The organism is Candidatus Parcubacteria bacterium (assembly GCA_023131895.1).
Taxonomy (GTDB): Bacteria; Patescibacteriota; Minisyncoccia; order Minisyncoccales; family JAGMDC01; genus JAGLYZ01.
The window spans coordinates 1-13,270 of sequence record JAGLYZ010000001.1; the positions used below are offsets into that span (position 1 = coordinate 1).

The following is a 13,270-nucleotide window of genomic DNA, read 5'->3' on the forward strand; positions in this document are numbered from 1 at the left end:
CGGCTCAAGATTGCCAAATATGTTGGAAACGGAAACGGCACTGGGTGCGGAATAGGGTCCAGCGACTGGACATGCACATCTGTTGACGATCATGATACTGATAATATTGGCCAATACACCTCTATTGCTTTTGACTCTTTAGGCAACCCTTGGGTGAGCTATCGCGATGTCGCCAATAACCGGCTCAAGATTGCCAAATATGTTGGAAACGGAAACGGCACTGGGTGCGGAATAGGGTCCAGCGACTGGACCTGCACAGCTGTTGACGATCATGCCACTGAGAACTATGGCCAATACACCTCTATTGCTTTTGACCCATCTGGCAATGCCTGGGTAAGCTATTATGACGTCACCAATGACCGGCTCAAGGTTGCGAAAATTAACGCCCCTCATTACAAAAACGACCTGCGTTATCTTTCTGATAACAATGGCCAGAGCGATATTGCCACAGATGATAACACCAACCGCGACCCTATTACCGCGCAAAAAGACGAAAGGCCGTTTTATCTTATTGCCGGCCGCAACACAAACAATACTGACACGCCTTCTGTTTCTTGGAACGGCCAATCAACAACAGCGCCTTCTTCAAAAGCAATCAGTTTGCAGGCGTACAGGTTTGGAACAACCAATGCCTGGGAAAACATTACTCCAAGCACTAACACTTGTTCTTCTGCCGCTACCAGCACTGACTGCGACATTTCCGGACCTGTCAGCGACTCGCCTTCAGAATACTATGAGGCAGACGGCTCTAATTACTGGTCATTTTTCCGTGTCCTCCAGGAAAAAGACGGCACTAACGCTGAAACTCTAAAAACCGATTATTTTAATGTAAACGCTATAGATATATCAAGCTCTTCATCAGCAACTGCATCTTCTTTCCAGAGAAAGACCTGGTATGACGGGACCCGGTTTTGGAAAGCGTTTAATTCTGGAGGGGCGATTAAATTTTGGTATTCAACTGACGGAACAAACTGGGCTGTAAATGACAGCGCCACCATTGATGTTGCCACCAATGATTTTTCCATAGAAGCCGCCACCTCAACCGCTTTTATAACCTACACTGACGGCTATGATATTAAGGCAAGAGCCGCCACTTCTACTCCAAGTATTTCTTTTTCTTGGCTGGATGCTGTCACTGTTTATGACGGTGATCCTGTAACGCAGTATTATTATCCAACCATTGCTAAAGACACAAATAATAAATTAAGAGTTAATGTTACTGTAAAATATCCATCCTGCGATTCAATTAGTTACGGTGGAGAAACCTATGATGCGGTTTCAATCGACAATGTGTGCTGGCTGTCAGAGAATTTAAATATAGCTCCGGCTAGCGCTGATAATTCTAACTGCTCTGGCGGCACCAAATACTGTCACGATGATGCTAGTTGTACTCCTAATTGTTGCGACACCTACGGCGGCTTATACACATGGGCAGATACAATGTGCGGTTCTTCTACCTGCAACGGCGCAGGCGAGTCCCAGCCCGCCTGCACAACACCTGTTCAAGGCCTCTGTCCTAACGGCTGGCACATACCCAGCCATTATGAATACGTTGCCCTTGAACGTCAGATATGTTCTGACCTCGGCGGAACAGATTGCGCAACTCAATTTCTATATGACGAATCAGCTATCGGCGACAAAGGAACCAATGGCGAAGGCTCAGCCATGGCAGGAGAATATAACCTTTGGACTAACGGAGTCCTTAGAAATCACGCTAGCTTTGCCGCTTCCGGTTTTAACGTTCTTCCCGGCGGCTTCCGCAATACTGGTGGCAGTTACTACGATCTTAGCGACTACGCCGACCTGTGGTCGTCTACCGAGAATGGTACTAACGCTTGGAGACGCGGCCTGTATTACAATATCATCAGCGTCAGCCGCGATTACTACGATAAGACCTTCGGCTTTTCCGTGCGGTGCGTGAGGGATGATTAAAGCTAAGCTTTAGAAAAAAATATGAGAAAAGTAAAATTTGTTAAAAATAATTTTTATCATATATACAACAGAGGCGTGGAAAAACGCAGTATTTTTCAAGACGATAACGACAGATGGCGCTTTCTTCAGGGATTATTTTTATTTAACGATGAAAAGAATAGTTTTAATCTTCTTTGGCATTTAGAGCAGAAAAAAAGAAAAGCAACATTCGGTTTGTTAAAAGATATTCTTAAAGAACAGGGTGATAAAAGGAGTAATTTGGTTAATATAATAGCTGATTGTCTTATGCCTAATCATTTTCACCTGATTTTAGAAGAGATAAGAGAAAATGGAATTACTCTTTTTATGCATAAATTGGGTACAGGATACACAAAATATTTCAATAAAAGATATCAGCGGGTAGGGAGTTTGTTTCAAGGGACTTTTAAAGCTGTTTTGATAGACAAAGAAGATTACTTGCGATATTTACTTGTTTATATCAATGTAGTCAACCCAGGAGAATTAATAGAGCCGTTTTTAAAAGAAAATGGAATTAAAAATCCAGAGCAGATTATAAAATTTGCAGGAGAGTATCCTTGGAGTACTAATCAAGAGCATCTTGGGAAAAGAGATTCAATAATCTTAGGAAAAAATGCTTTAAATAAGATATTTGGTAATTCTGACGATTATAAAAATTTTGTTCAAGAAGTTTTAGTGGGTGAAAGAATAAAATCAATTAACCATCTTTTTCTTGAAAGCTAAGCTTTCCAAAGCTAAGCTTTGATTTGAAAATTTTATGGCAAACTTGTTTCAAAAATTTAGAAAATTTAAAAATAACAAAAAAATAATTTTAATTATATTTGTTATTATCTTGATTTTAGCTGGTTTTGGATTTACTAACGAAGCTGCTGCGATTAATTATTACATCCAATCAAAACTCTCTGATACTGCCAATAGTGTTTCCGGTTGGGGCTCGGCAAGCAGCACTTCTGTCACCTCAAATGAAAATGAAAATGTTTATGGCACTGTGGTGCCTTTAACAGGCGGAGATATGTACGCGACATGGATAAAAGACGCCGCTATTCAAGGTTCTGTTTGGGATGATTCAGATTCAAGATGGGAGAATTCAGTGGGTACTGAAAACTCTGGCGGAAATAATGTTGATGCCATTGCTACTGGCATTACTGGAATGACTAAGAATATGTCTGCGGTTTCTGATTCCAGCGGATATGTCCATCTTACATATATTGATTCATCCAACTATGTTCAATACCAGAAATACACTGGCAGTTGGCAAACAGCAGTGGCTTTGGATTCCACTGCCACCAACGAATATACCACTATCGCTATTGACACAGCCGGAAACAATGGAATATACGCTTTTTGGACTAGAGATAATAATATTTATTATAGAAGGGGCTGTTCTCCTTATACTTCTACTTCAACTGACTGGGATTCAGCTGTTACTTTTGAAAGCGCTGGCGGAAATAGTAATGACTGGGCAGTTGCCGGGTATGAAGATTTTGGCTCTGGAAAAATCTTTGCTGAATGGACCCAGGGAAGCAGTTCTCCCTATGACATTAAATGGAAATCTGCCACATCTACCGCCTGCGTGACCGGCATTGATATTTCCGGCAATATCTATCTGGCAAATGAATCAACCTTAGACACTACTGCTTATACTGTTGCTGTTTCAGTTAATAATGCGGAGCCGACTACTACTAGCACTTCAAGCGGCTCTTTTCAATTCACTTCAGTAAGCGTTAATGCTAATGATCCCATAGCTGTCTATATCCAGGGACATGCTAATAATGATAATACTTTTACTGTTACAGACGGGACAACAAATATAGAAAATTTGCATCTTTATTTAAATAAAACAGCTATTACTAATAACAATTCCGGCAATACAACTAATGCTAATATTTGCGGTTTTACCAGTTATCCTGGTTCTGGAGACAATCTTTTTACTTGTTCTGTTAATGTACCTACTTTTACCGGCGATGAGATTCATATAATGGGCAGTTATGCTCCTGGCGATGATGTCAATACCAGCAAGATGCATATTGTCACAGGCGGCACTTATACCGGCGATACAGAAACCCTGACTTTATCTGGTTCTGGCACCGGCGCTTCCAGGCCTTTATTTAATGAAAGCGGAACTTTTACTACTGCCAGCAGTACAACTAAGTTTATTGGTTCTGCTGAAAGCCATATCCAGGAAACCACTTATTATAATTTAGAATTAAAGCCGTCTGCCAGCGCCACTTATCGCTTGGCTTCTACCGGGTCCCAGACAATAACTATTAATAATAATTTGACAGTAGGGAATGAAACCGCTACGTCAACCATTGACTGGACTACTAATGATCCGGCCATTACTTTAAAAGGCAATTTAGATTTGAATTCTCCCAGCATCTGGACTAAGAGCGATAGCGCTACTTTGACTTGGTCGCCGGAAGGCACTAAAACATGGAGCGATGATAATGCCACCAAGCAGGACATTGGCATAGTTTCTATTACTAGCGGTTCTTCCTTGCCTAAGATCCAGCTTTCTACAGCAGTCAAAGCAACCACTCTTGCTGTTGCTGATGCTCATGAATTGGATTTAAACAGCCAGAGTTTGAATATTACTAACGGCGCTTTAACCACTGCTGGCACAACTGGAATCATTACTTGCGCTGCTTGTTCTGCTGGAAAAACTACTATTTTAGGAACAGGCAATTTAGGCGGCGGCACAGGCGGAATTACTTTTTATGATCTTGATTTAGGCGATGATACTGAAACAGGCACAACTACTGCGGCTTCTGATTTTACAGTAAGCCATGTTCTTACTATTGACGGCGGCGCTAACAATCATGCCTTTGACGCTTCTTCAAAAACTATTACTTTATCTGGCTCTGGCACGCCTTTTGTTAAAAACGGCACTTTCACTGTGAGTACTTCTACTATTAAATACACTGGCACTTCAGCTACCAATATTACTGCTGTTATTTATAATCATTTAGAGTTTTCTCCAGCAAGCGGCACTCCTAATTATACAATTCAGAACGGCACATTGACTGTAAATAATAATTTAACAATAGGTGATGGCAGTAATGGAGTAACTTTAAAAGCTGACAGCAACGATCCTATTATGACGATAGGTAATGCCACTCTTACAGAAACAACAACTTTCTTAATTAAAAACGCTGCTACTTTTGTGGGCGGCTCAAATAATATCACTGTTTACGGAGATTTAACCCTGAATAGTAGTTCAACTTGGACAAAAGGAACAGGAACTTTAATTCTTGACGGCGGAGACGCTACTTATCCTCGTTACTTTGATGATCAGAATGGAAGTAAGCAGAATATGGGAACTGTTCAAATTGGAACTTCGCCAGCAGTGATTAAACTAAAGAGCGATATGACTGCTGACAGCTTAACTGTTTCTGCTAGCGATACTTTAGAAACCCAGGGATGGGATCCGAATATTGCTACTTTTGTAACAGTAAACGGCACTTTAGATTGCACTGATTCTGGCGGAGCCAACAATGAGGGCAACGGAACAACTATTAATTTAGGAACTGACTGGACAGTAGCTGTTGGCGCCACTTTTACTGCCCAGGAATCAGAAGCCTATCCAACTGCAGTAATTTTTGACGAAGCAGCTGCCAGCAGTGTTTCTCCTGGCGGCACTGATGAAAGCCATGACTTTTATAATTTCTTGGTCACTAAAAGCGCTACTTCTACTGTGACTCTTGGCGCTGCCATTGATGTTGAAAATGATTTAACTATTTCAAATGTGGCTTCAACCTTGGACGTTGGTTCTAATTATGCGATTAATGTTGCTGGTTCCTGGTCAAATTCCGGAACATTTACTGCCGGAACAGGAACAGTAACCTTTGATTCTGGAGACACTGGCGAAACTATTGTTAGCGGCGGAACAGGCAGCGGCAAAACTTTCTATGATATTGTTTTTAATAATTCTGCCGGCGGCTGGACAATTTCTACCAATGATTTAAAAGCGACTCATAATTTTAACTTGACTGATATTAACTCTGCTGCTGACTCTTTTACCGTGGCTTCAGGCATTACGGTTACTGTTCAAGGCGAATTCAAAAATGATATTGGCGGAGTATCTACCAAATGGACCGGCTCAACCTTGGTTTTAGACGGCAGCGGCAGTTATTGCATTAATACTAATAAAAATGTTGGCGATGATACTTATGCTACTTTGCAGGTTAGCGCTGGACAATATATCAGAATGTGGGATTCTTCTGCTGCCACTTCCACTATTAGCGGTTCGCTTTATTCTATGGATCATGCAGCAAATGACGGACATCTCCATATTTGGGGAGCTTATAGTGTTCCTTCCACAACCACTGATTACTGGTCTTACCTCAAGGATTTTGATGGTGCTGGAGTTTCCAGGCAAAGCCAGGTTACTATTGAATCCAGCGCTTCTGTCACAGTTGGCTCATCAAGCGAGAGCTTGGAAATCAAAGGAAATAAGACAGCTTCCAATGACAAAACAACAGTAACTTACGCGCCTGCTTCTGGTTCTTGGAACTTTAACAATAGCACTGGTTCTGAATTAATCTTCCAGGAAGCCAAAATTGATTATATGAAAGTCAATACCGGCATTGTCACTGCTTTGAATACTGTTTTAGACGATTCAGGCACGCCACCGACGCCGGCTGCTGTAGCTATTTTGAATGTTGACTGGTATGTTGGTGTGCATTTAGTTGATGCAGCTACTACAACAACAGATATTAATACTGGTTCCTTTGATGTGGTTATTTCAGAAAATTCTTCTGGAGGCGCTCAGTCAACTGTTTGGAAATACGCAAGCAACAGCTGGGGCAGTGCGTCTACTTCCCAGGAAACTGGAACTGGCAGTAATGGCGAGATTCCCCAGCCAGAAATTGATGATTCCATTAGAATCAGGGAGTATTCCCGAACTTCTGCTGGCTATACTTTTTATTACTATAATCTCCATGTTAAATGGCAGGCAAGTTATGGCGAATACGATTATTACGAGCGAGCAGGCAGTAATAAATATGTTATTTCTACTTATTATACTGGCGGCGGCCATGATAATATTATCAATGACAGCGGCACAAATGACTGGCATAGGGAAGATATTGATGTAAATAATGCTGAACCAGGTTCAATAGACGGTCCGCCAATTTACGGCACTTGGTATTGCGGTTTGCGGCCAGGCCTGGAATTTGAAATTGTTGACAGCGATTCAGATTCCCCGCCTTCTTTAGAGATTGGCACATTGGATTCTCCCAATTATACCAACACTGACTGGGTTGATTTGAAAGTGAACACAAGCGCGAGCAATGGTTATATTATTACTGCTTGGGCAGTTTCTTCTTATACTCCTGATATTTTCCGGCATGCTGATTATCCTTCCTCCACTTATATCCAGGACTTTATTGGCACTTACGCAACATCAACAGAGTGGGGTGGTTATTGTAAAGATAACAGCAACTATTGCGGATTCGGCTATACTTCCAGTGACCCTTCAGTTGAAGGTTCTAATCGCTATAGCAGCGGTAATAACTATGCCAAGTTTGTTTCTTCTGGCCCTGGCAATAGGGTGAGTGATCATAACCAACCTGTTTCCAAAGCAGATGCTGAAGGAACTTACAGAGTAACAGTAAAGGCCTCGGTTTTGGCAACGCAAATAGCAGGCGACTATTCCACAACCCTTGTGTTTGTTTGTACAGCGCAATATTGACGTATAAAGCTATGAATAAAAAAAGAATTTTAATTAGTTTAATATTATTTTTATTTATTGGTGGGATATGCTCGGCAGAGCAGGGTATGAGTATCTTCGTGTCGCCGCCGATTTTTGAACAGGAAATTGAACCTGGCCAGAGTTTTCAAGATGAAATTTATTTGTTAAACAAAAGCGATTTAGCAATACCAATGGAAGCTAAAGTTATTAATTTTGAGGCAGCTGGCGAGGAAGGCAGCATAGCATTTAATGAGAAAGAGGCAGATATCAGCATTAATCCAAGAAAATGGTTTGAAATTGAAAACCCTTATTTTATTTTAGAACCTCACCAGTCAGAAAAAGTTAAATTTTCAATTAATGTTCCTGAAAATGCCGAAATTGGCGGGCATTATGTTACTGTTTTATTTGAGCCAAAACTGCCTTCTTTTTATTTTGAAGAAAAAACATTGGAAGCTATTCCTCAAATAGGCGTTTTGTTTTTGATTTCAGTTGGAGTTGACAAATCAGACAGAACTGAAAAACCTTTAACTGTTGTTGAGTTTAATATCCCTGAAGAGTTTCATTTACAAAAATTAGAAAATCTTTTAGCAAATATCACTGGAATATTTTCCGAGGCATGGGCAGCTGGAGAGAAAACGTTTTCTATTGTTGAAAAAAGCAATCTGCCTTTTACTCTCCGCATTCAAAACAATGATCCTTATCATATTAAGCCTGAAGGCAAACTGCTGATTACAACAGGCAGGGGCAAAATAGTAGGAGAGACGCAGGTACCAAAAACAACAATTCTGCCTGGAAAAACCCGTAAGTTTCCAGTGGAATTCAGGCCAGTACTTCCAGAAAAACTTGAAAAGTATTTGCCAAAAACAGTTTCAAATTTTATTTCCCAGAACTTGCTTTTTGGAAAATATAAAGCCAGTTTGTTGATTAATTTTGAAAATAGTAAAATAAAAGAAGATATTATATTTTGGGCTTTTCCATGGAAAGTTACTCTTATTACTCTTTTTATATTAGCTATCCTTGCTTTAATGCGCAAAAGGATTATAGGGGCAGGCAAAGCGCTTATACAAAGGCGCGCAAAGGTAAAAAAGTTATCCACAGATTGACTCCTTTTTTAGTATTTGTTTTTACAGTATAATATAATAATTACGGGTTCTAAATTAACCCAAAGAAATTTTTTTAGAAAGGTCGAGAATAAAAAAATAGAAAAAACAAAAATTAAAAAGAATAAATGGCTAAAGAGATAAAAAAATACAGCAAAATAGCTCTTATTTTTTCTTTATGGATTTTAATGGTTGGAATGTACACAATCATTCCAATTGTTCATGGAGCTTATTGCAGTAAAGAAAAAGATGTTCTTACTGATTCAAGGCCGTCAACTGTTTCAGACCATGAAATTTATTTTGTAACTCCTACTGGAGTTGGGACTTCCACTGATACGATTATAATTTCCTTTGACGGATCAAATGATGGTTTTGATCTTAGTAGCATTGTTCTTGCTGACATTGATTTAGCTGTTGACGATGATAATAATTGTGATGGCGGTTGGACTCAAAAAACATTAGCAGATACTGCCACATCAAGTGTCTGGGGAGTGTCTGTGTCTACCAGTACAGATCAGATTACTTTTACTCCTCCTACAGATGCGAGCGCAGGGGAAATTGCTGCTGATAGATGTGTTCAAATTGAGATTGGAACAAACGCTGGCGGCAGTAATCAGATTACTAATCCTGCTGCCGGAGGCTGTGAAGGCGCTAGCAGTGTTTGCGATATTGATATATCAGGAGCTTTTGGAGACACTGGCAAGACCAAAGTAGCGATTATTGCCGGGATAGCAGTTTCAGCAACTGTTTCTGAAACATTAACTTTTACTGCCACAGATAGCGCTATTGGTTTTGGTACATTAGATGCTAGTGAAGTGCGTTATGCCACAGCGAATGAACAGGGCGCTACTAGTACTCCTGCAGCCGGCCAGCCAACACAGCTTTCTTTAACAACAAATGCTTCTGGCGGAGCGACCATTACTATAAAAGATGTGGGAAACGGAACAGATGCAGCTGGGTTATACAAATCAACAGCTACGGTAAAATTAATTCCTGCAGTAGCTTCCAGCCTTGTAAGCACTAGTACAGAAGAGTATGGCGTGTATGGCAAGGATGCTTCCAGTTTGACCATTCATGAGGGATTTGATGATGATACAGTCTCTGATGTGGCAATCTCCAGGACCCCTCAAACTTTTGCCACTGCTGCAGCAGCTGTAAGCGGTGGTACGGTTGATGTTTCTATGAAAGCGTGCATTGCAGGCACTACTCCAGCTGGTTCCTATGCTGATACTGTTATTGTAATTGCTACGCCGACTTATTAAGGTAAATAAACTTAAGGCGAAAAATCCCTTTGGGTGCGATTTTTAGTTGGCATCAGATTTGGACTTTATGCTAATAAAGATTGATTTTTTGCCTAAGTTTTGGTATAAGAGCTTTATAAAATGAAAAGTGTAAAAGCAATACTTTTAATAGGTGTTTTAATATTTGTAGGAATAACAGGATTAGTTTTAGCTTTTCAGGTTAATGCTCAAGCAACAGGTATTACTATTTCTCCTTTAACTTTTGAATTGACAGCAAATCCAGGAGATGTGATTTCAAACAAGCTTAAGGTTTATAATCCAACTGACAGCACTATTGGCATAAAAATGGAAGTAGAGGATTTCAGGCCGGTTGGTGAAACAGGTCAGGTAATAGTCAGCCCTGAAGAGGAAGTAACTTATTCTTTAAAAAGATGGGTGGAAACAATACCTCCTGAATTTACTTTAAAACCAAGAGAACAGAAGTTTGTTGATTTTACTATAAATGTTCCGGAAAATGCTGAGCCAGGAGGACATTATGGTTCAATTTTAGCTTGTGTAACTGGAGCTATAGGCGAAGAAGTTACTGGAGTAGCATTGACTCAAAAAGTAGGAGGTTTGATTTTGTTAATGGTTTCAGGAGAATTAAAAGAAGAGTTAATTGTTAAAGAATTTTCATCTCCTTCTTTTTTAGAATACGGACCAGTGCTGTTCACTATTAGGTTTGAGAATAAAGGAACTATTCATGTACGGCCAAAAGGTTTTGTAACTATTAGCGACTGGCGCGGGAAAAAAGTAGCTGATGTTGCTTTTCCGCAAAACAATGTTATTCCAGGAGCAATAAGAAAAATTGAGGCTTCTTGGGATAAAAAATGGTTAGTAGGCCGCTATACTGCCACATTAGTAGGCAGTTACGGCACTGCTAATGTTCCGTTTAATCCGCCTGTCTTAACTTTCTGGGTTTTTCCTTGGAAATTAGGTTTAGGCGCTTTGATAGCTTTATTAATAATAATGATTTTCTTTTATAAAACCAGAAAAAGGTGGAGATTGGCAATGAGAATATTAGTTAAAGGAGAACAATAATTTCTGAATCAATATTAAAAATGAATGTTTTTTTTAAAGAAAAAGAAAAACCAAGAAATAGAGCTTGAAAAAAGAAAAAAAGATTTTTTTTCACGGTTTTGTTTAACATATAAAGCCGTTTTTTTATTTTCAATTACATTTTCTATTTTATTATTTGCTTTTTCATTTTGCCAAGCCCTTGATCCAATAGAGGAAGGCATAAGTATTTCTGCAGTTGTAGAAGGCGTTGCTCCTCCTCCCTCTGCTGGAGGAGGGCCTATATTGCAATCCACAGTTGTTTTTAATGGAAAAGCATATCCTGGAGCTTTAGTCACTATTTTAAGAAATGGCTCAATAGCTTCAACTTTAACAGCTGATTCTTCTGCTGAGTTTTCAGCAACCTTAACTGGAATTCCGTCTGGCTTTAGGATTTTTTCGCTTTGGGCTGAAGATAAAGAAGGGAAAAAATCACCAACTCTAAGTTTTAGTGTTTATTTAACAAACAGAACAAGCACTACTTTTGCTGGATTATTTTTGGCACCGACTATTAATTTGAGTTCCTTTGAGATTTCTAAAGGAGAAGTTTTGGATATATACGGTTATACTGCTCCAAAAGCTGAAGTTAATATTTTTATCAATAATGGTTCAGAAGAAATTGTTTTGAGGACTAAATCTGATACTGATGGATTCTGGCTTTATTCGCTTGATACTTCTATAATAAAAAAAGCAGGTTATTCGGTTAGAGCAAGATCAACATCTTCTACAGGAGAGATTTCAATGTTCTCCGAGTCTTTAGATTTTGAAGTTCTACCTGAAGGAATTGCTGTTTGCTGCGGAGCTGACATAAACTGCGATAACAGAATAGATATTGTTGATTTTTCAATTATGCTTTTCTGGTGGGAGTCAAAAGAAATTAAAGACCCCTGCGTTGACATTAATTTAGACAATGAAGTAAATCTTGTTGACTTTTCCATTATGCTTTATTACTGGACAGGGTAATTTAATTAAAAGTTTAAAGTTAAAAATGCAAAGTTATAATTCAAAATTAAAAATTTCTTATTTTCTGATTTTAGTTTTTAGCTTTTCATTTTTAGTTTTTAATTATTGCCAAGCGGCGGTGTTTTATTTAATGCCTCAAGCGCAAACTGTTTATCAGGGCGATTCTTTTATTGTTGAAATAAGATTAGACACTGAAGAAGAAGAAATAAATACTGTTAAAGCAAATTTGATATTTCCTTCTGATTTGTTAGAAGTTGTTGATATTAATAAAGGAGGTTCTATATTGGCTCTTTGGCCTGAAGAGCCGGATGTTTCTAATAATGAAATATATTTTCTTGGAGGCGTTCCGGGCGGATTTAAAGGAGATGGAATAATTGCCAGAGTTATTTTTACAGGAAAAGAAATTAGCGGGGCAGAAGTTAGCTTTAAAGAAGCTTGCCATGTTTTATTAAATGACGGGCATGGCACTTCAGCTGATTTGAGTTTGCTTGGAGCGAGTTATGACATTATTGAAAAAACACAAGCTTGGCCGCTTATTTTTTCAACTACTCATCCAGACCAAAACAAATGGTCAAAATCAAGCACATTTCATATTCATTGGGATTTAGTTGAAGAAGCCGAATATAGTTATCTTTTAAGCCAGGACTCTTTGGCTGAACCTGATAATATTCTTGATAAGCCGGAAGGAGAATTGGTTTGGATGGGCGATATGAAGTATGTTGGTTTGGAAGACGGAATTTATTATTTTACTTTAAAGCAGAAAGACCCTGACCAGAGTTGGTCAGAGAAAATCACTTACAGGGCAATGATTGATTCTGCTGCTCCTGAAGAATTTAGTTTAAAGATTGCTCAAGACCAGAGTCTATTTGAAGAAAAATACTTTTTAAATTTTTTTACCACTGACAAGGGTTCAGGCATAGATTATTACAAAATAAAAGAAGGCAAAAGAGATTGGAAAACAATAAGCAGCCCTTATTTATTAGAAGACCAAGGACTACAGAGCATTATAAAAGTAGCAGCAGTAGATAAGGCTGGAAATGAAAGAATAGCAGAATATCTACCTTCAGAGACAAAGAAACTATTCCCTTGGCAGATAATTATTTTGATTCTGGCTGTGATTGGAGTAATTTGGTTGATTATTAAAAGAATTAGCGCGAAACCACTCGAAACAAAGACGCGAAACCACACAAAAGTTTAGCGTAGTTTAGCGTAAAGTTTAGCGTAGTTTA

Annotated in this window: 8 protein-coding genes; all 8 read left to right on the forward strand. The window is 39.1% G+C overall.

What is annotated here, in order from left to right; translation table 11 throughout:
* The coding region (locus KAT95_00005) for a hypothetical protein (protein MCK4520243.1) at window positions 1–1,932 on the forward strand (1,932 nt) is incomplete at its 5' end.
* Between the two features lie 21 nt (window positions 1,933–1,953).
* Window positions 1,954–2,673 (forward strand): transposase, encoded by a 720-nt coding sequence (locus KAT95_00010; GenBank protein ID MCK4520244.1) that lies wholly within the window; start codon window positions 1,954–1,956, stop codon window positions 2,671–2,673.
* A gap of 34 nt (window positions 2,674–2,707) precedes the next feature.
* Window positions 2,708–7,642 (forward strand): hypothetical protein, encoded by a 4,935-nt coding sequence (locus KAT95_00015; GenBank protein MCK4520245.1) that lies wholly within the window; start codon window positions 2,708–2,710, stop codon window positions 7,640–7,642.
* Window positions 7,643–7,653: 11 nt separating this feature from the next.
* A complete protein-coding gene (locus tag KAT95_00020) occupies window positions 7,654–8,745 on the forward strand; it encodes a hypothetical protein (protein ID MCK4520246.1) in 1,092 nt (363 codons plus the stop codon).
* 125 nt (window positions 8,746–8,870) lie between these two features.
* Window positions 8,871–10,004: a hypothetical protein gene (locus KAT95_00025; protein MCK4520247.1), complete on the forward strand. Its 1,134-nt coding sequence runs from the start codon at window positions 8,871–8,873 to the stop codon at window positions 10,002–10,004.
* A gap of 120 nt (window positions 10,005–10,124) precedes the next feature.
* A complete protein-coding gene (locus tag KAT95_00030) occupies window positions 10,125–11,063 on the forward strand; it encodes a hypothetical protein (GenBank protein MCK4520248.1) in 939 nt (312 codons plus the stop codon).
* A 24-nt stretch (window positions 11,064–11,087) separates the two neighbouring features.
* Complete coding sequence (locus KAT95_00035) at window positions 11,088–12,041, forward strand: hypothetical protein (GenBank protein ID MCK4520249.1); 954 nt, start codon at window positions 11,088–11,090, stop codon at window positions 12,039–12,041.
* Between the two features lie 25 nt (window positions 12,042–12,066).
* On the forward strand, window positions 12,067–13,239 hold the full coding sequence (locus tag KAT95_00040) for a hypothetical protein (GenBank protein MCK4520250.1): 1,173 nt from the start codon (window positions 12,067–12,069) through the stop codon (window positions 13,237–13,239).
* The last annotated feature ends 31 nt before the right edge of the window (window positions 13,240–13,270 follow it).

Excerpts from the sequence above, each read along its gene's own strand:
- KAT95_00010 (MCK4520244.1), top strand. The coding sequence starts at position 1,954 with ATGAGAAAAGTAAAATTTGTTAAAAATAATTTTTATCATATATACAAC.
- KAT95_00015 (MCK4520245.1), top strand. The coding sequence starts at position 2,708 with ATGGCAAACTTGTTTCAAAAATTTAGAAAATTTAAAAATAACAAAAAA.
- KAT95_00020 (MCK4520246.1), top strand. The coding sequence starts at position 7,654 with ATGAATAAAAAAAGAATTTTAATTAGTTTAATATTATTTTTATTTATT.
- KAT95_00025 (MCK4520247.1), top strand. The coding sequence starts at position 8,871 with ATGGCTAAAGAGATAAAAAAATACAGCAAAATAGCTCTTATTTTTTCT.
- KAT95_00030 (MCK4520248.1), top strand. The coding sequence starts at position 10,125 with ATGAAAAGTGTAAAAGCAATACTTTTAATAGGTGTTTTAATATTTGTA.
- KAT95_00035 (MCK4520249.1), top strand. The coding sequence starts at position 11,088 with ATGTTTTTTTTAAAGAAAAAGAAAAACCAAGAAATAGAGCTTGAAAAA.
- KAT95_00040 (MCK4520250.1), top strand. The coding sequence starts at position 12,067 with ATGCAAAGTTATAATTCAAAATTAAAAATTTCTTATTTTCTGATTTTA.